Source organism: Streptomyces sp. NPDC006335 (genome assembly GCF_040612795.1).
In the GTDB taxonomy this organism is placed as follows: Bacteria; Actinomycetota; Actinomycetes; order Streptomycetales; family Streptomycetaceae; genus Streptomyces.
Map to the genome: position 1 here is coordinate 161723 of NZ_JBEXQX010000007.1, position 17798 is coordinate 179520.

A 17798-nucleotide genomic window follows, 5' to 3' on the forward strand; every position below is an offset into this window, starting at 1 on the left:
GTGCCGAATCCGAGGCCAACTGCCTTGGTACGCCACCGTGCGCGCCTGTTGATGTCAGTAGTGGATGTCATTCCTCTCCACCCATCTGTCTTCAACCGAAGGGCTCGCCCTCGCCTGGCTCCCGTGCAAGGCTACGGTGATTCCGTGCTGCAGGGGGACCCATGTATGTGCCGTCAGACGGACCCGCAGACCGCTTCGTACCGCCGCCGGGGGGCCTGCACCGGCTTCACCTCGTTGAGTACCAAGGTGGTCTACGCCTCTGCGAAGACGGTACGGGCCTCCTCGTCGGTCCAACCGATCGGCGGCTGCAGCGGGCCGGGCTCTACGTCACGAACCTACGAGGTGTGACGTACTACCAGGCGGCGGCAAAACGGGCTGACCTGCGCCCAGGTCAGCCCTTGCGACTGGTGCCTGAGCCTGACAACCCCCACGATGGCTATGCCGTAGCGGTCTATCCCAACACAGGCAACGGTCCGATCGGCTACGTCAACAAGCAGAAAGCTCGTGCCTGGTCTCGGTTGATCGCCGACGGAGCAGAGCTCTCCGCGGTGAGCCTGAGGGGGACTGGGCCGGGAATGAAGTGCGATGCAGTGGCAGTTCTGGCTGCCGAGCCTAGGGTGGTCGCCCATCTCCTGTCGCCGCGGCCCTCGTCGCTTCCGCGGCCGGCGTTCCTCGGGTAGCGATCGGCTATGGCGCGCTCTCAGCTTGGGAAGCTGCGGGCGTTTTGCGGCTGGTCTGGGCGTTGACCTGGGCGGAGGGCTTTGAGGCGGCCTGGGTGACCTCGTCGGCCTTCACCGTGGTTCCCCGCCGTTCCCCGCTCGATCTGGTGCGCCGGTGGTGCGGCTACTGAGGCATGGCAACGAGGTCAGTGCTCGCGTCGGCCGCACTCAGCTGGGTAGAGGACAGAACCCGGGAGCACATCGGGCAGCGCTTGCCCAAGGTGGAAGCATGCGGCGCCCGAGACGTCGGTCGTCAACGCGTCGATCCATACGGCGGTTGCAGGTCGCTCGGAATGTGGGCTGTGCAGCTCAGCCTCGCCCGGTGTTGCGAAGGGTGTGCCTTCGAGTGCGGCGAGGGCGGTCAGAGTGTTTTCAGGCTGGAGTTCTGTCTCCTCGATGGTCATCCGCCAGTGAAGCTCTGCCTCTGTCAGGAGTTGCTTGCCGGATTTCCCGTGGACGAGAAGAGCGCTGCGACGGCCGCGGATGAGGCGCGCTATGGCGCAGCAGAGGGGGACGTCGGTGCCGTAGGGGGTGTCCACCCGGTTGTGGCCGGCGGTCGGAAGGTAGCCCAGCGCATCGTCCAGGAGCCCGAGGGCTGCCTTCTTGATGCGCGGCCGCTGGCCGTGCTCGACGAGATCCAGCAAAGCCGGGGTGGCAGCGTAGGCGGCCGGAAACACCATGGCAGCGTGGCTGCAGACGAACCCCCCACCGGCAAGCAGGGACGCAGCGTCGCCCGTCTCGTTGGCCGTGGTGGACACGGTCAGCAGTCGCAGTGCGTGAGCAACCCGTTCCGGATCGTCGCACTGGTGCCACGTAGGGTTGGGTATCGTCGACCAGTCCACGGCGTCAATGGCGTCAAGGGACACCCTCACATTCTGCCGGACTGAAGCTCTGAGCTTGGGAAGCTTATGTGCTCCGGCCTCGAAACCCTTGCTGACCTGCGATCAAAGGCCGTAGGTCCCCGAGCTATCTGCCGAGTTGGTCTCCGGCGTTCCCCGTGAGTCGCCGCACGACCTGGCACGGTTCTGGCACGGCAGTCACGGCCGACTACCTGGGTCCTCCTCGTGCTCGCCAGGCCCCACGGCAGGTCGGGCTGTGCAGATCGGTACAGGCCGGCGAGGCACGGGGCAGCGAGGGGGACTGTCCGCTTGCTCGAATGTCTGGAAACGCCTCCCGCCCAATGCGACCATCCCTTAACTTTGGGGTGGATAACTGCAGGCACGGCAGAAAAGTGGGGCAATGGGATACGACACCTACTTGGAAATCGGAGACAAGTGCACGTTCATGTGGCGCAAGCACGCCAGCGAGCTTCCGCGCATGCTATTTAGCTTCGACAGTCTCCGAGTTGAGCAAAAGGCAGATCGAGAAGATGGCAACAATCAGTATGCGGTGAAATTCTGTAGCACGGTCGAAAAATCACTAGAGGTGCTCTCAAATTCTGGTCTTGGCTGGAGCGCTGCTGTTTCCGCGTATGCGACGATTCGAGTGCAGCGGGGCCAAGCTTCTGGAGCACTCATGGCAGACCTCCACTCCAAGGGCCTAGCCTGGACTCAAGTGCAGGAAAAGCTGGAGCGTTTCAGGAACAGCTCACCAGAAATCGACTTGACACAACTTGGCGTCCTTATGAATAAGCAGATGGACGCAGATTCGGATGGAATCATTCTTCTTGAGGATTTGACTGATTACGAGACCCCGCCGCACGCCTTCAATGATGTGTTCAGGGCTTACGAAGAGGCAGATAAATACAGCCTTGATCTAAAGTGTGAGATCTTGCGTGCAGTCGAATCATTGACTTATCTGAAGAGAGATGCCCCACTACTGGCTTGGCCGCTCATTATCTGCATTCTGCTGAAAAGTCTACCTGGAGACACTCCTGTTGAGTTTGACATTTCCGACGATGCTGCCGAATATTCGATGGCGAACACGAAGGAGGATGCTCGCTCCTATGCGGCTGAGTATTGGGAGGACTCGGGAAAAGCACTCGCTGGTACAGCGCAGTCCCTTGCCCGTCTTTTCGGCGTCCTTTCATCGTTTGATGGGGCCCTGAGCGAGGAGTACTGGGCTGCCAGGTCTGTTGAATTGCTAGATCGACTTCGCAAGCTAAACGAGGATCCTGGGGCTTACACTACAAAAATGAGGGGAGATGCTCTGGAAGGTCTAGTTGAATCACTTCTCCGCATGGAAGGCGCGGGTTTGTCGGTGGTTGAAAAGAACTTTCGAACCGCCGAGGAGGAGATTGATATCCTGGTTAGCAATAACCTAAGGGAGCCGTTTTGGGCATCCCAAGGGAGTCCGCTAATGCTGATCGAGTGTAAAAATTGGAAGAAGAAGGTGGGCGTGCCAGAACTGCGCGTGTTCGAATCTAAGCTGAGAGATAGAGGCGCACTCTGTCGTATTGGAATCTTCGTTTCATTGTCTGGATTTGCAAAGACATTCCTCGAACGCTTGAAAACCTTCCAGGCTGACGGTGGCATCATTTTTGCCGTGGATGGTGACGATCTGGCCCAGATGGTCGCTAGCAAGCAGAAGATGACGGACTGGTTGCGAGAGAGTGGGCTCAAGAGGGCTCTGGGAAGATGAGCTCAGGCTTACCAGATAAATACGCTTGACGGGCATCTGTTGCCACATCAAAATGATCCTGTGGGCGAATATTCTGGCATTTATGTAGGCGGTAAAGAGATCTTCACTTACAGGAATGAAATGCACCTGGAGTTGGAGGATCTCTTCTCAAGACAAGAAGCTACTTACCTCGTTGGTGAGGATGCCGTTCCTTACTCGTCGGCGTGGCATGCGGGAAACCTGGACTGTGAAGTCGGTGATGTTGAGGTCTACGGGCTCTGTGCCTCGATTGGGGCACTTAAGGAGCGACTGAATACTTTGGGATTTGGCTACCAGGTTATGCAGAGCAGCGTCCGCCGTCTGCTCAAGGAGGAGATTGAGCAGTCTAAAAGGTTCCTAGAGCAATACGAAGGTAGGAAAACCGCTTCCCGATTTCAAGAATCTCTGCGAAGGAAGATTCAGGATCTTAGTAACCTGAACTTTGAAGAGTGGCAAGCGCGGGTTTCTTCACATATCGCTAAAAAGCAAATTTCCTCTCCAGATTGGCGAGAGAGCGGTCCTCTTGACATTTTCCAAGGCGCCGATTCTCGCATTCTTATGCGTGTGCTGGTAGAGCACTTCCCAGACGATTTCCGGATTTTTCTCGATCTGACAGACTACATTGAAGACGCCTACCCGATTAATGAAGCGGGCGAGTGGATGCCAGTATGGCAGCTTGATGCGGCACCGCCCATCGTGATCACGGAAGGCAGCTTCGACGCAGCAGTGTTGCGAAGCGCGATCGCGATATTGCGACCACACCTGGCGCCCTATATCCGCTTCCTTGATTACAGTGTAGGTAATGAAGGGGGAGCGGCGGCTGCGGTAAGGACGCTGAAGAGTTTCGCCGCGGCTGGCATCTCCCATCGAATTGTCGCTATCTTTGATAACGACAGCGCCGCCTACGAGGCAGTCCTCGCGCTGCGACCTAACTCAATTCCGGCACATTATGGCGTAATGCATTATCCCCATCTCCCGCTGGCTGAGGCCTACCCTACGCTTGGACCTCAAGGCGACTCCGTAATGGATGTCAACGGCCTCGCTGGTTCCATTGAACTTTACCTAGGCAGGGATGTACTAGAAGGGGAAAATGGAACACTTGCGCCAGTTCAGTGGAAAGGGTACATGCATAAAGTTGGCGCTTATCAGGGTGAAGTCACTAATAAGGGGCCCCTGCAGAACGCATTTCGTGCGAAAGTGGACGAAGCTTTGGCCAATCCAGAAGTGGCCAGGCGCCAAGATTGGTCGGGGCTGGAGCTAATCTTGGATGCTTTGGTGGAAAAGCTCAGTAATTTGCCTGCCGCCCGCCCGTACGTTGCGCCTCTTTCCATAGCGGATTTCACGGGCGATTGAGAGTCTTTTTCTGGCGTAACCTTGCTGGGCTCTAATCCGCTGTGTTACGTAGGTCGGCGGAACGGCTTTGGGCTGGAGCTGCTTTGGCGCGAGTGATCATGGCCCCGTAAGCTTTCGGCGCGTCGGGCAGTCTGTGGACCTGCCCGGTAAAGCACGACGTTGGGGCCATGATCTTCGAGGCTCGCGCCAAAGTGGCTGCCTAAAGCCGTGGAGCCGACCGCCCCAGCCACGACGTACCCCTTCTCTGACTTCAAGCGGCTGATCGCTGTACAGCGCGGCACGGGCGCCGGCCGGGCTGGAGCGGGGCGGAGACAGGAGCGCAGGCCCGGCCGGGGGCCGGGCCGCGCGCGGGGAGCGGAGCGAGCCGCCTTGAACCAGTAGAGAAAGTTGTAACTCAGTCGGCCTGTTGGGGTGTGTGGGGCTCTGTGTGCGGTTTGAAGTCGTGTGCACAGGAAGGAAGTTCGGCCCCTTGGCGGTGTGCCAGCGGGAGGAAGATCACTGGCCGGATCGTCCATGTGAGGCGTGTACGGGCCTGGGTGAGCGTCACTGTGCTGGGCTCGGCGCGTAGGAGTGCTCTCCGCGTAATGATGCGGCCGTCGTACAGCCACTCCCACGCTTCTTGTGAGGCGTCGGGGTCCAGTGCCGGTGAGATTGTGCGGAGTGCGACCGCTACCCATCTGTCGGCCTGGGGCGCCGAGTACGCGTCGAAGGATGCCCGGAGGGTCGGCAGTGTCTCGGCGGTGAGGTCTTCGGTCCAGCACTCGCACCAGTAGCCCCGCTGCGGCTTGTCCATCAGCACGGGTGGCCTCCCGCTGGCAGCTCCGTGTGGAGCTCCGCGGTGACCGTGTGGCCGCCGTCGCTCTCATGGACGACGACCCGGTGAGCGATCACGCTGACCATGCCCAGGCCCCGGCCGTGCTCGGCGTCCTGGTCTTGGCGCTCGATCTTCGGGGCGCTGCCGGCGCCTCCGTCGTCCGTGACCGACAGCGCGATTGCCTGTGCCGATACCGCCAGTGCCAGGTGGAAGCTGCCCGAGTCCTGGCCGCTGGCCGTGTGAAGGATCGCGTTCGCGCTGAGCTCGCTCACGATCAGTTCCGCGTCTTCCGCCCATGGCGATCCGCGCAGGATGTCGCGGGTCCAGCGGCGGGCCCGGCTGACCTCTTCCGGGAAACCTGGGCAAGTGAGCCCCCAGACCCGGGCTGTACTCGTATACTCGTGCATACAAGTTCCTTCGTGCTGGTAGGCCGCCATGTGCAGCGGGTTCGGGCTAGACGAGTTTCACGCCGTCGTGGGCGCGGATGGCAGGTGGAGACGCCGCGTCCATCGCGTCCAGGACGCGGATGGCGTACGCCTCGTCGGCAAGCTCGGAGACTTCTTCGCGGGTGGCCCAGCGCAGTGCGCGGGTCTCGTCGCCGGTGGTGGGGGTGCCGTCGGCGGCCTGGCAGCGGAAGACCAGGGAGACGATCAGGCCCGTCATGTTCTTGTAGACGCCGGTCAGAGTCGCCGGGAGGGCGATCTTGATGCCGGTCTCTTCGAGGACTTCGCGTTGCAGTGCCTCGGGGATGGTTTCCTCGCGTTCGAGGACGCCGCCCGGGGGCTCCCACTTGCCGTTGTCGCGGCGCTGGATCAGGAGGGCCCGGCCCAGGTCGTCGATGACGACTCCGGCCACGCTCACGGAGTGCGGGCGTTCTGTGCTCACGTTCCTCGGCCCTCTCGGATGGCTAGGCTCTCCACCGTAGCAACAACACTCGCCCACACGTCTAGATACCTAAAGGAGTGCACTCGTGACCCCTGCTCTTCCCTCCGGCCAGCTCGGTGATCTCGACCCCACGAGCGATCGTGCGGTCTTCCGGCAGATCGCCGACCAGCTGCGCGAGGCCATCGACCGTGGGCGGTTCCGAGAGGGCGAGAAGCTGCCCTCCGAGGCTGAGCTTGTGGACCACTACGGGGTATCCCGGATGACGGTCCGCAACTCCTTCTCCATCCTCCAGGGGGAAGGACTCGTCCATGCCGAGCACGGCAAGGGCGTCTTCGTCCGGCCCCGCCCGCCTGTACGGCGGCTCGCCTCCGACCGGTTCGCCCGCCGGCATCGCGAGCAGGGCAAGTCCGCGTTCATCGTCGAGGCGGACACGGTCGGCAGTCATCCCCAGGTCGACAGCCTGGAGGTCAAGGAAGAGAAGGCCAGTCAGGACATCTCCACGCGGCTCGGGTCTGTGCGGCGGGTGCTTGCCCGGCGCCGGCGGTACCTCCTCGACGGGCGGCCGGTCGAGTTCGCCACCTCCTACCTTCCCCTCGACGTCGCCCGCGGTACGCAGATCGCCGAACCCAACCCCGGGCCCGGCGGTATCTACGCCCGTCTCGAAGAACTCGGTCACCGCCTGGACCACTTCGAGGAGGAGATCCGGGCCCGGATGCCCTCACCGGACGAGGTCAAGACGCTCCGGCTGGCCTCCGGCGTGCCCGTCATCCACCTGATCCGCACCGCCTTCGACACCGAGGGACGGGCCGTCGAGGTCTGCGACACGGTCATGGCGGCGGACGCCTATGTCCTGTCGTATCAGCTCCCCGCGACCTGATCGCATGGGCGGCGGCGCAGTTCTAGACAGTCGGATCGTCTTCATTCTCAGGGGCTGGCGTGAACCAGTGGCCGATGTTGGTCCACATGAAGCCCTCCCGCCACGCGGGCTTGTCGGCCACCCAGTCGAGGAGTGCTTGCCGGGCCTTCTCCTGCGACACCGTCTGCGTCTGGTAGTGCTCTGCGGGAACGCCGTCTCGGTACTCCAGCTGGTAGGTGTTGTTCTCGCGGAACAGCACCTGGATGTACCAGTTGCCTTCCTGGCTCTCGTCTTGCCGCTCAAGAATCAAGTGATCGTCCTGATCCAGGTCAGCGAGCATCCTTCCTATCTTCGGCTTCGAAGGGCGCCTCACCACGTGGCCCCGGCTGTTGGTCGCAATCAGCATGGGCAGAGCATGGCGGTGGGGTCTGACAATGGCCCGGTCCGTGAGGCTTCCTGAACTCGTACACCTCAGCATGCATACTCGTATAGACGAGTGGGCAAGTTGTGTGGCAGGGTGATCGTCGTGAGCCCGGGAGATCGGGTTCGCAGATCGCTACATGTATAGACGAGTAGATAGGGAAACTGCCTTGCGTACCATCCGTGTTGAGCCCTCCGCCGCCACGATCCTCCTCACCGAGGCTCCTGAGCCCAAGGTCCGCGACCGACAGACCGGCGAGATCGCCAAGGACGCCGTCAGCGGTGAGGCCCTGATGACGCTCGGCGTCGTCTACATCGAGGACGGCGAGTCCTCGCTGATCAAGGTCACCGTCCCGGAAGGCGGTGTCTCCGAGGGCCTCAACCTCGGTGCTCCGGTCTCCCTGCCGGGGCTCATCGCCCGGCCGTGGGAGTCCGTGTTCAACGGCCAGCAGCGCCACGGCATCGCCTACCGGGCCGCCGCCGTCACCCCGGCCGCGTTCCCGGCCGCCATGGGGGCCACCGCCTGATGACCGACCTGACGACGCTCCTGGAGCTGGGTGGTCCCCTCGCCGCGCTCGGCGGCGGGACCGCCTACACCCGGGCCAAGTACCCGGCGGTCTACTGGTCCGCCGTCGGCGGCCCGATATCCACCGCCCGCCTGCTCAGCTCGTACAGCTCCGTCATGGAGGCGTGCGGCCTGACCGTCGCCCCGTCCCGGCTGCGGGTCCTCGCCGTCAAGGCCACCACCCGGCGGGAGGTCCGCCCGGTCCCGCCCCGCCGGGGCATCATCCGGCCCACCACGACCGGGCTGCGCCTCCGCCTGCGGCTCGCCCCCGGGCAGGAACCCGCCGACGTCGCCGCCTCAGCCGAACGCCTGCGGCACGCCTGGGGAGTTCACGCCGTCTACGTCCTCACCGTCAAGCCGGGTGTCGTGGAACTGCGGCTCGTCGGCTACGACGTGCTGCGGCGGGTGCGCATGCCCCGCAAGACCGTCTCCGGATTCCTCAAGGTGCCGGTCGCCCTGCGGGAGGACGCCACTCCCTTCGTGCGGGACTACCGAACCGTCCCCCACCAACTCACCCTCGGCGCGACTCTGTCCGGCAAGTCCATGTACCTGCGCCACCTCATCGCCGGACTCGCCCCTCAGCCTGTGGCCCTCGTGGGGATTGACTGCAAGCGCGGTGTCGAGCTGGCGCCCTTCGTCGCCCGCTTGTCCGCTCTCGCCACCGACCCGGACGAAGCCGCCGAACTGCTGCCCGTGCTGGTCAAGGAAATGGAGGACCGATACGACCTGATCAAGACCCGGCAGGGCATCGCGCCCGACACCCCGGACGAGGAGATCACCTCCGACATCTGGGGCCTGCCCGAGAGCGAACGGCCCACCCCCGTCGTCCTGTTCGTCGACGAGGTGGCCGAACTCTTCCTCACCGCCACCCGCAAGGACGAGGAACGCCGCGACGAGATGGTCACCCAGCTCATCCGCCTCGCCCAGCTCGGCCGCGCCGCCGGCATCTACCTGGAGGTGTGCGGCCAGCGCTTCGGCGCCGAACTCGGCAAGGGCGCCACCATGCTCCGCGCCCAGCTCACCGGCCGCGTCTGCCACCGCGTCAACGACGAAGCCTCCGCCAAGATGGCCCTCGGCGACATCGCCCCGGAAGCGGTCTCCGCCGCCTGCGCCATCGCCCCCGAACTGCCCGGCCTGGCCGTCGCGGGTGACACCTCCGGCGGCTGGTCCCGCATCCGCACGCCGTACCTCTCCCTCGGCAATGCCGCCGAGATCTGCCGGGAATCGGCGCACCTGGTGCCCGACCTGCCAGCGCTCAAGCCCTTCCAGCCCGAGGTTCCCATACGTCTAGTCGAGACCCCGGCCCCGGCAGCTTTGCCGCACCCGGTGACCGACTGACGCACCTTTCCACCTGGTCGGCGTGACCGCCTCGCGCCACGTCCCTACCCCTGCCATGCCCGAAACCGAAAGGAGCCGGACCGTGCGCGCCCATCTGGCCCGTGTCGACGCGGCGTTGGTCCAGGCGCTCATCGCCGCCGCGCTGTCCTTCGCCCACATCCATGACATCGCCATGGCGGCCGGACAGGACGGATGGAAAGCGTGGGCCTACCCGATCAGCGTTGACCTGCTGCTCGTCGCCGCATGGCGTCGACTGCGCTCCGGTACGGCCAAGGCGGCGGCCTGGTGCTGGTTCGTCATCGCACTTACCGCCTCCCTCGGCGCCAACGTCGCCACCGCCGGACTGCTCGACATGACCGACGTCCCGGCCTGGCTGCGCATCCTCGTCGCAGGCTGGCCCGCGGTCGCCTTCCTCGGCGGGACCCTCCTCGCGCACTCGGCGCCCAAGGCAGCCACCGATGAGAGCAGCACGGAACTCATCCAGGACCAGGAGGACGAGCCCGAAACCACACCCGAAACGCCCGCCCACCCCGCCGCCATCGAGCCAACCCTGTCCACCTCGCCCGTTCCGGTGCCGACCGCCCTGGTCAACCACGCCCGCAAGGTCGCCGCCGAACACCGCACCCGCACCGGCGCTCCCATCGACACCCCGACCCTCCGCGCCCGCCTCGGTGTCCCGGCGCCACTCGCCGAAGCCATCGCCGCCCAACTCTGAAAGGAGACCCGCGTGTCCGCCAACCGCCGCTTCCGCAACGTCACCCGCATCGGCCCTGTCCAGGTCGCCAGCTCGTTCGACGGCCGGGGCCGAGAGAAGCACACCGCTGCCTGCACCGCCCCGCGCTGTGGCTTCTCCGCCGACTACGACAGCCGGGCCGCCGCCGAACTGGCCGCCCGCACCCACCGCTGCCCCGTCCGCTGAAAGGACCCACCACCCGTGACCGTCAGCCTGCCCCTCGTCGTCGTCCTTGGCTTCTTCGCCTGGGGAGCGGTCAAGTTCCTCGGCGTCCGCACCTGGATCGTCGTCCTGATCGCCCTCTTCGGCTTCTGGCTCTCCCACACCTTCCTCGCCCCTGCCATCGAATCCGGCACTCGCTCCGGCGTGACCGTCATAAACGGCCGACACATCTAGACGAGTAGATAAGGAGTCTCCCGCCGTGTTCCTGCCCAAGTACCCCGACAACCCGACCCCGCCGCCCGCACACACCCACACCACGACGACCGACCCGGCACCCGCACGCCGCTCGCTGCCCTCGGTGTCCATCGATCAGAAGACAGTCGTCGCCCTGGTCGTCGGCGGAGCCGTCCTCACCGCACTCCTGGCCGCCGTCGCCGTCACGGCCATCTCCGTCGCCGTGGCCGCCGTCGTCCTGCGCTCCATGCTCCGCGACCAGCACCGCCGCCAGATCCCGCCCGGCCTCCGGGGCGGCGGCACACGACCAAGCATTACGCCGCCCCGGGGCCTTCCTCCCGACCGAGCCAGCCAGAAGGAGAAACGCCATCTTCACCCGCACCACCCCGGCCCCCGTGCCGGAACTCGCGAACCTGGCCGCCCAGGGCACGCTCCCCGGTATCCTCCGCCAGCTCTCCGGCCTCGGCGGCTGCACCCACCCCATCCGCCTCGACGGCCACCGCACCGAATACGACCTCGACACCACCACCGGCGAGATCGGCCGCGTCCTCCAGCACCTCGACTCGACCAGCCTCCCCGCCGGCCAACTCCTCGTCCGCTGCAACAACCGCCGCACCACCCGCTGCGCGGCCTGTGCGGAGGTCTATCGCCGCGACACCTTCCACCTGATCACCGCTGGACTGCGCGGCGGCAAGGGGACCCCGGAACAGGTAGGCGCCCACCCGCGCGTGTTCGCCACCTTCACTGCCCCCGGCTTCGGCCTGGTCCACAACCGCCGCACCGACGGCCGCCCCTGCCGCTGCGGCCTCCACCACGACCAGGACGACGACACCCTAGGCACCCCGCTCACCCCGGGCACCTACGACTACGAAGCCGCCGTGCTCTGGAACGCCCACGCGGGAGCTCTCTGGCGCCGGTTCTCGATCTACCTCCGCCGGGAGGTCGCCAAGCGCGCAGGGCTCTCGCAACGCCGTCTCCGCGACCACGCCCGCGTGTCGTTCGCAAAGGTCGCCGAGTACCAAAAGCGCGGAGCCGTCCACTTCCACGCAGTCATCCGCATCGACGGCCCCGGAGGCGGCAACACCCCACCGCCCGCCTGGGCCACCGCGGAACTCCTCACCGACGCCATAGAAACCGCCGCCTCGAAGGTCCGAGTCGACGGCCCAGTCATCAACGGCCGCACCCACACCTTCCCCTTCGGCCGCCAACTCGACGTCCGCACCATCCGCTCCGCCGACTTCAACGACGGCCAGGAGCTGACCGAACGAGCTGTTGCCGCCTACATCGCCAAGTACGCCACCAAGGGCGCCGAAACGGCGACCGGCGTCCTCGACCGCCCGCTCAAGTTCGTCGCCGAACTCGCCCAGCTCGACATCAGCGACCACGCCCGCCAACTCATCCGAACCGCCTGGGACCTCGGCGCACGCAAGGACCTCGAACACCTCCGCCTGCGCGCCTGGGCCCACATGCTCGGCTTCCGCGGCCACTTCTCCACCAAGTCCCGCCGCTACTCCACCACCCTCGGCGCACTCCGCAACGCCCGCGCCGAATGGCGCCGCGCACAAGCCACAACCACGGGCAACGGACCCGAGCCCGAGACGACGTACGTCCTCGCCCACTGGGTCTTCGCCGGAACCGGCCTCTCCGACACCGAAGCCTGGCTGTCCGCATCCATCGAACCCGCCCTCGGCACAGAAGGAGAGCCAACCCATGCGTGAAGACGAGCTGTTGACCGTGCCCGACGTGATGGCGCGCCTCAAGCTCGGGCGGTCCACGGTCTACGACCTGATCCGCTCCCGTCGCCTGCCCTCGATCACCATCGGCCGGTGCCGTCGCATTCCGGCGCGGGCTGTCCGCGAGTACATCACCAACGAACTGGAGGCGGCGGCCTGATGGCCCAGCAACGCAAGCGGAACCCCAACGGCGCCGGCACCATCACCAAGCGCAAGGACGGCCGCTATCAGTGCGCGGTCTACGTCCTCCAGCCGGACGGCACCCGTGCCCGCAAGTTCGCGTACGGCAAGACCTGGCAGGAGTGCGACACCAAGCGCCGCGAGTTGCTGGCCAAGGTCGACCAGGGCGTACCCGTGCCCACCCGCTCGGCGAAGCTCTCCGACTGGCTGCCCTACTGGCTGGACAACATCGTCAAGCCCCGCCGGAAGCTCAGCACCTTCGACAAGTACGAGACGCACGTCAGGCTCTACCTCGTGCCCATGCTCGGCTCCAAGCGGCTCGAATCCCTCGGCGTCGCCGACGTCCGGCGCTTCCTCAACCAACTGGAGACGAGGACGACAGCGGCCACCGCCAAGGAGTCGCACCGGGTGCTACGTACGGCCTTGTCCGCTGCGTGCCGGGAAGAACTCATTGCGCGGAACGTCGCGGGCCTTGTCGAGCCGCCCCGGGCCTCGTCGCGTGAGCTGAGTCCTTGGACGCTCGACGAGACCTTGGACTTCCTCGCCGCCTCCCGGAAGGACCCGCTGTACGCGGCCTTCGTGCTCGCCATCGCCATGGGACTGCGGCGCGGCGAACTCGTCGGGCTGCGCTGGACCGACGTGGACCTGGACAAGCGCGTCTTGTACATCCGCCAGCAGACACAGAGGCGGCGCGGCGTCCTCTACGACGACGACACCAAGAACCGCCGCAACCGTGCCCTTCCGCTCCCGGCCATGTGCATCGCTCCGCTGCGCTGGCACCGGATGCGGCAGGTGGCTGCCAAGCAGCGTGCGGGGGAGTCGTGGGATGACGGTGGCTACGTCTTCGCCACCCGGAACGGCCGTCCGGTCGAGCCGCGCAACGTGTACCGCTCCTTCACCCGCGTCGCCCAGTCCGCCGGCCTCCGCGTGATCCGGCTGCACGATGCCCGGCACGGGTGCGCCACGCTCCTCACCGCTGCCGGAGTGGCTCCCCGCGTCGTGATGGAGATCCTCGGGCACAGTCAGATCAGCATCACCATGGACGTGTACACGCACGTCGTGCAGGACACCCAGCGGGAAGCCATCAGTCACATGGATCGGCTGCTCAAGAGGCGGCCCGGTCGTGAGTGACCAGTCGTGAGTGACCGCCCTCGTTGATGTCAAAAGTGGATGTCAAAGGCCCCGGACCATGATCGGTCCGGGGCCTTTTGTCTGGTGCCCCCGGCAGGATTCGAACCTGCGACACCCGCTTTAGGAGAGCGGTGCTCTATCCCCTGAGCTACGAAGGCGGGGGCTTGTAGAAAACCTTGTCGAGAATCCAGGGCGTGGATCTTCGTCAAGGAGAACAAGCCCGCTGGTCAGACGTGGTGTGGAGCTCTCTGTGCTGCGGTTTGAGCAGACAGGGCGCCGTACCAACGACCGACCAGGGACAGCCTAGCGGATGTGTGCCAGTGGGTGTCGTCCGTATCGGAGGGGGTGAGCGGCATGGTCCGCAGGAGCGCCTCTGGCTATGCGTGCGGGTTGTCGTGAGCGTCGGGCGCCGACTCTCGTCGTCTGGAACACCGACGGCGGGCTGCCGTTTCGGACGCGTTCAGACCGGGACCGCGGTTTTCGGCGGCGGACCACAGGCCACCCTCGGCGATGAACCTCCGGTACTGGATGGACGGCAGCGTGGTGCTGCTGTCCCACACGCGGATCTGGACCGGGCCCTCGACGATCTCCAGGCCCGGCAGGCCCGGCAGGCACGGGCCGGGTGCGTACAGCCCATGCACGGCATGCACCGAGGTGAGGAAGTCGCGGGCCATGGCACGGGCCTCGGCGATCTCCGCGCTGCCGAGCAGCGCCCCCCGCATACCCCCGGAACCCCACAGCACGCGCCAACAAACGAGATCGCGGCGTCGAGGTGGGCCGGCCGCATCGGATGCCGGTGCAGCGAGGCCGGCCGTGCCCTTGTCAGTGGTGGCGCGGGCGAGGCAGCAAGGCGAACGCGCTTTCCGCGATCGAGGTGAGGCGGTCGGGGCTGTGGCCGTAGGCGCCGACGACGTCGCTGCCGCGGATGATGGTCAGCAGGAGGTAGGCGAGGTCGTCGGGGTCGGCGTCGGGGTCGATGTCGCCGTTGCGCTGCGCCGCTCGCACGCAGTCGGCCACCGCCGTCCGGACCACGGAGAAGCAGTCGTTGGCCAGGCGTTGCACCTCGGGGTCGGAGGCGCCGATCTCCAGGGCCATTTTGGCGGCGAAGCAGGCCGCGGCCGTCCGGTCGGCGGCGGGGGGTACGTCGGGGGCGAGTGGCACCCCGTGGACGGCGCGGAGCAGGTATGCGTGCAGTCGTTCCAGGGCGCCCTCGTCCGGTCCGTCGAGCACCTTCCGCGGACCCTGGGCCAGCCGGGCGAAGTAGCCGGTCATGGCCTGCAGCAGCATGCCGTGCTTGCCGTCGAACGCGGCATAGAGGCTGCCGCGGCCCAGGCCGGTGGCGGTGCTGATGTCGTCGACGCTGGTGCCGTTGTAGCCCGAGGTACGGAACTGCCGCTCGGCGGCATGCAGGACGTGGTCGGGGTCGAAGCTTCGTGGTCTGGCCATGCGTCGAAGGTAAAGCCGATCCACCGTATTTGACAACCTAGTACAGAACCACCTAGGTTTCTGACTGTTCAGTCCACAACGGTCCTGAGCTCCCCGGACAGGCTGCGGGCATGCCTGGCGTGATTGAGGGCGACCCATGCCTTCGAACTCCTCCGCGCCGCCCGGCGTGGCGACGCCTTCCAGGCCGGTAAGGCCCGGTCTGGTCCTCGCCGTCCTGGAGACGGCGAGCTTCATCGCCGTACTGGATCTGTGCATCACGAACGTCGGGCTGTCCTACCTCGGCCGCGGTGTCCACGAGTCGTCGCTGTCGAACCTGAGCTGGGTGCTCGGCGCATGTGCGATCACCTACGCCGCTCACTTGCCACTTGGTCCGGGCTTGCCGGACCGCGACGCCGCGAAGGCGGCCTGGCCCGACCACATCGTGGGCTTCCTGAACGGCTGACTCCCTCCACCCAACCACCCGGAACTCGAAGGGCTGACCGAACCATGACTGACAAGGAAAGGCAGGAGGCCATGGCTGTGGCGACTTCTCCGTACGTGAGCGACGCACTGGCCGAGGGGACCGTCGACGCGGTGGTGATCGGCGGGGGCGCCGCGGGGCTGAACGGTGCACTGATCCTCGCCCGCTCCCGCCGCTCGGTCGTCGTGATCGACAGCGGCTCCCCGCGCAACGCGCCCGCGCAGGCCGTGCACGGCCTCCTCGCCCTGGACGGCACCCCGCCGTCCGAGATCCTTCGGCGGGGGCGGGAGCAGGTGCGCCAGTACGGCGGACGCGTCGTGGTCGGCGAGGTGGCCTCGGCTGAGCCTGCCGCCCCGTCGGCGGACGGGGACCTGCGGTTCACCGTCACCCTGGCCGACGGCCGCAGCATCACCGCTCGCCGCGTCCTGGTGGCCACCGGCCTGAAGGATGTGCTGCCCGAGGTGCCCGGGCTCGCCGAGCACTGGGGGGACAGTGTGGTGCACTGCCCGTACTGCCACGGCTGGGAGGTGCGCGACGAGCCCATCGGCGTCCTGGCCACCGGACCGGTCTCCATCGAGCACGCGTATCTGTTCCGTCAGCTGACCGAGGACCTGACCTACTTCACCCACGGCACCGACCTGGACGAGGACAGCCGCGCCCGCTTCGCCGCCCGCGGCATCCGCGTCATCGACACCCCGGTCACCGAGGTCGTCAACGACGCCGACGGTGCCCTCGCCGGGGTGCGCCTGGCCGACGGCCAGGTCGTGGCCCGCCGCGTCGTCGCGGTCGCCGCGCAGCTGCAGGCCCGCACGCAGGGCCTGGAAGGTCTGGGCCTGCCGGTGCAGGACCTGCCGAAGGGCCGCGGTTTCGCCTCCGGCGCGGCCGGCGCCACCGAGGTGCCGGGTGTGTGGGTGGCCGGAAACGCCACCGATCTGGTCGCCCAGGTCGGGGCCTCCGCGGCGGCCGGCGTACTGGCAGGCGCCGACATCAACCGGATGCTGACCATCGCGGACACCGACGCCGCCCTCCAGAAGATCGCCGAGGCAAGCCCCGCAGCGGCCACAGGGTGATCTCGAAGCCCCTCGGCTTCCTGAACGGCCGACCCACCCCCACCAGATGGAGAGCACAACAATGACCGAACGCAATCCCATTCTGATCACCGGCGCCGGCGGCCAAATCGGTGGCGTGAGCAGGCTGATGGTCGACATGCTGCTCGAACAGGGCCACCCGGTGCGCGCGTTCGTGCGGCGGGACGACGAACGCGCGCAGTCGCTGCGCGAGGCAGGCGCCGAGGTCTTCGTCGGCGACCTGCTCACATTCGCGGACGTGGCCGCCGCGCTGAAGGGTGTCCGGCGCATCTACTTCAGCATGAGCCTGTCGCCGTACTACGCCGATGCCCTCACCCTGATGGCCGCGGCGGCGCGAGCCCAGGGCGACATCGAGGCCTTCGTGCACATGTCCGACTACGAGCAGGTGTACATGACGCTCGAGAAGATGACCACACCGGATGAGGAGCGGCGTTCTTGGCTCGGCGGACTGGTCACGGACTGGTCACCGCAGCAGCGGGCACACTGGGTCTGCGAGCAGGTGCTGGACTGGTCCGGCCTCCCGACCGTCAACGTGCGTGCGACCCTGTTCGTCGAGAACGCCATGATCACCTGGATGCAACAGGGCCCGTTGAGCAACGGTGAACTGCGCCTGCCCTTCGGCAACCAGCGGCTCGCGCCCATCGCCGCTCACGACGTGGCAGAGGTGTGCGTGAAGATCCTGGTCGACCCCGCACCGCACATCTCGAAGTCCTACGAGCTCACCGGCCCGGAGCTGAAGGACATGTACGGGTTCGCTGAGGACTACGCGGCCGCGCTGGGACGCCAGGTCACCTACGTCCCCGAGGAACTGGAGGCCTGGCACGAGGCCTTCGTGGACGAGACCTTCCTGCGGGAAACCCTGGGCGACTCCGCGGCCCAGCACGTGGCGGAGCACATGAAGACCCTGACCAGGCTGGTCGCCGGCGGGCGGTACGACGTCGTCACCGACCAACTGGAAACCCTGCTCGGGCACCCACCGCGGACCATGCGGTGGGCGCTGCAGAACAATGCTCACCTGCGCGAGCTGGCGGTTGCCCCGAACGACTGAGCGCTCCGGAGCAGAACATGAGGTGGGGCGGGTCC

The 17798-nt window shown here is 66.1% G+C and carries 22 protein-coding genes, 1 tRNA gene and 1 pseudogene; 16 read left to right on the top strand and 8 right to left on the bottom strand.

Annotation, left to right across the window (positions count from 1 at the left end; genetic code table 11):
* Positions 1–161 precede the first annotated feature (161 nt).
* Positions 162–680: an HIRAN domain-containing protein gene (locus ABZ098_RS21335; protein ID WP_356593356.1), complete on the top strand. Its 519-nt coding sequence runs from the start codon at positions 162–164 to the stop codon at positions 678–680.
* 185 nt (positions 681–865) lie between these two features.
* Here the strand turns inward: ABZ098_RS21335 and ABZ098_RS21340 are convergent, their stop codons facing one another.
* A complete protein-coding gene (locus tag ABZ098_RS21340; protein ID WP_356593358.1) occupies positions 866–1585 on the bottom strand; it encodes a hypothetical protein in 720 nt (239 codons plus the stop codon).
* A 373-nt stretch (positions 1586–1958) separates the two neighbouring features.
* Here ABZ098_RS21340 and ABZ098_RS21345 point away from each other — a divergent pair, with 373 nt between their 5' ends.
* Positions 1959–3299 (top strand): restriction endonuclease, encoded by a 1341-nt coding sequence (locus ABZ098_RS21345; protein ID WP_356593360.1) that lies wholly within the window; start codon positions 1959–1961, stop codon positions 3297–3299.
* A 60-nt stretch (positions 3300–3359) separates the two neighbouring features.
* A complete protein-coding gene (locus tag ABZ098_RS21350) occupies positions 3360–4670 on the top strand; it encodes a HEPN/Toprim-associated domain-containing protein (protein WP_356593361.1) in 1311 nt (436 codons plus the stop codon).
* 394 nt (positions 4671–5064) lie between these two features.
* Here ABZ098_RS21350 and ABZ098_RS21355 read toward each other — a convergent pair whose 3' ends face one another.
* Genes ABZ098_RS21355 through ABZ098_RS21365 form a run of 3 tightly spaced genes read right to left on the bottom strand, consistent with a single transcriptional unit; the run spans position 5065 to position 6345 of the window.
* A complete protein-coding gene (locus tag ABZ098_RS21355) occupies positions 5065–5463 on the bottom strand; it encodes a hypothetical protein (RefSeq protein ID WP_356593771.1) in 399 nt (132 codons plus the stop codon).
* On the bottom strand, positions 5463–5891 hold the full coding sequence (locus tag ABZ098_RS21360) for an ATP-binding protein (RefSeq protein WP_356593773.1): 429 nt from the start codon (positions 5889–5891) through the stop codon (positions 5463–5465). The genes ABZ098_RS21355 and ABZ098_RS21360 overlap by 1 nt, the downstream gene beginning before the upstream one ends.
* A 46-nt stretch (positions 5892–5937) precedes the next feature.
* Positions 5938–6345: an NUDIX hydrolase gene (locus ABZ098_RS21365; protein WP_093721932.1), complete on the bottom strand. Its 408-nt coding sequence runs from the start codon at positions 6343–6345 to the stop codon at positions 5938–5940.
* Between the two features lie 109 nt (positions 6346–6454).
* On the opposite strand from ABZ098_RS21365, the gene ABZ098_RS21370 reads away from it, so the two are divergent.
* Positions 6455–7246 (top strand): GntR family transcriptional regulator, encoded by a 792-nt coding sequence (locus ABZ098_RS21370; RefSeq protein ID WP_356593363.1) that lies wholly within the window; start codon positions 6455–6457, stop codon positions 7244–7246.
* A gap of 22 nt (positions 7247–7268) precedes the next feature.
* Here ABZ098_RS21370 and ABZ098_RS21375 read toward each other — a convergent pair whose 3' ends face one another.
* Entirely contained in the window at positions 7269–7631 is a 363-nt protein-coding gene (locus ABZ098_RS21375) for a hypothetical protein (RefSeq protein ID WP_356593365.1), read from the bottom strand.
* Between the two features lie 184 nt (positions 7632–7815).
* Here ABZ098_RS21375 and ABZ098_RS21380 point away from each other — a divergent pair, with 184 nt between their 5' ends.
* The 9 genes and pseudogenes from ABZ098_RS21380 (at position 7816) to ABZ098_RS21420 (ending at position 13721) form a co-directional block, all read left to right on the top strand.
* Positions 7816–8172 carry a hypothetical protein gene (locus ABZ098_RS21380; RefSeq protein ID WP_356593367.1) on the top strand — a complete coding sequence of 119 codons (357 nt, stop codon included), beginning with the start codon at positions 7816–7818 and terminating at the stop codon, positions 8170–8172.
* Positions 8172–9548, top strand: a complete 1377-nt coding sequence (locus ABZ098_RS21385; protein ID WP_356593369.1) for an FtsK/SpoIIIE domain-containing protein — start codon at positions 8172–8174, stop codon at positions 9546–9548. Before ABZ098_RS21380 ends, ABZ098_RS21385 begins: the two co-directional genes overlap by 1 nt.
* A gap of 82 nt (positions 9549–9630) precedes the next feature.
* The gene (locus ABZ098_RS21390) at positions 9631–10263 is read left to right on the top strand and encodes a DUF2637 domain-containing protein (RefSeq protein WP_356593371.1); all 633 of its coding nucleotides are present in this window, start codon (positions 9631–9633) and stop codon (positions 10261–10263) included.
* A 12-nt stretch (positions 10264–10275) separates the two neighbouring features.
* Entirely contained in the window at positions 10276–10467 is a 192-nt protein-coding gene (locus tag ABZ098_RS21395) for a mobile element transfer protein (RefSeq protein WP_356593373.1), read from the top strand.
* Between the two features lie 15 nt (positions 10468–10482).
* Entirely contained in the window at positions 10483–10677 is a 195-nt protein-coding gene (locus ABZ098_RS21400) for a hypothetical protein (RefSeq protein WP_356593375.1), read from the top strand.
* A gap of 25 nt (positions 10678–10702) precedes the next feature.
* Positions 10703–10948: pseudogene (locus ABZ098_RS21405) on the top strand (SpdD protein); the annotation flags it as partial.
* A gap of 124 nt (positions 10949–11072) precedes the next feature.
* Complete coding sequence (locus ABZ098_RS21410; RefSeq protein ID WP_356593376.1) at positions 11073–12395, top strand: replication initiator; 1323 nt, start codon at positions 11073–11075, stop codon at positions 12393–12395.
* Positions 12388–12570: a helix-turn-helix domain-containing protein gene (locus ABZ098_RS21415; protein ID WP_356593378.1), complete on the top strand. Its 183-nt coding sequence runs from the start codon at positions 12388–12390 to the stop codon at positions 12568–12570. The genes ABZ098_RS21410 and ABZ098_RS21415 overlap by 8 nt, the downstream gene beginning before the upstream one ends.
* On the top strand, positions 12570–13721 hold the full coding sequence (locus tag ABZ098_RS21420; protein ID WP_356593380.1) for a site-specific integrase: 1152 nt from the start codon (positions 12570–12572) through the stop codon (positions 13719–13721). The genes ABZ098_RS21415 and ABZ098_RS21420 overlap by 1 nt, the downstream gene beginning before the upstream one ends.
* 82 nt (positions 13722–13803) lie before the next feature.
* On the opposite strand, the gene ABZ098_RS21425 is transcribed toward ABZ098_RS21420, so the two are convergent.
* The 3 genes from ABZ098_RS21425 to ABZ098_RS21435 all read right to left on the bottom strand — a co-directional run bounded on the left by ABZ098_RS21425 (position 13804) and on the right by ABZ098_RS21435 (position 15167).
* Positions 13804–13879, bottom strand: a tRNA-Arg gene (locus ABZ098_RS21425).
* A 219-nt stretch (positions 13880–14098) separates the two neighbouring features.
* Positions 14099–14443 carry a hypothetical protein gene (locus ABZ098_RS21430; protein ID WP_356593382.1) on the bottom strand — a complete coding sequence of 115 codons (345 nt, stop codon included), beginning with the start codon at positions 14441–14443 and terminating at the stop codon, positions 14099–14101.
* Positions 14444–14543: 100 nt separating this feature from the next.
* Positions 14544–15167, bottom strand: a complete 624-nt coding sequence (locus tag ABZ098_RS21435; protein ID WP_356593384.1) for a TetR/AcrR family transcriptional regulator — start codon at positions 15165–15167, stop codon at positions 14544–14546.
* Between the two features lie 136 nt (positions 15168–15303).
* Here ABZ098_RS21435 and ABZ098_RS21440 point away from each other — a divergent pair, with 136 nt between their 5' ends.
* The 3 genes from ABZ098_RS21440 (at position 15304) to ABZ098_RS21450 (ending at position 17763) form a co-directional block, all read left to right on the top strand.
* Positions 15304–15609: a hypothetical protein gene (locus ABZ098_RS21440; RefSeq protein ID WP_356593386.1), complete on the top strand. Its 306-nt coding sequence runs from the start codon at positions 15304–15306 to the stop codon at positions 15607–15609.
* Between the two features lie 71 nt (positions 15610–15680).
* Complete coding sequence (locus ABZ098_RS21445) at positions 15681–16697, top strand: NAD(P)/FAD-dependent oxidoreductase (RefSeq protein ID WP_356593775.1); 1017 nt, start codon at positions 15681–15683, stop codon at positions 16695–16697.
* Between the two features lie 61 nt (positions 16698–16758).
* Complete coding sequence (locus ABZ098_RS21450) at positions 16759–17763, top strand: NAD(P)H-binding protein (protein WP_356593388.1); 1005 nt, start codon at positions 16759–16761, stop codon at positions 17761–17763.
* Positions 17764–17798: the final 35 nt, after the last annotated feature.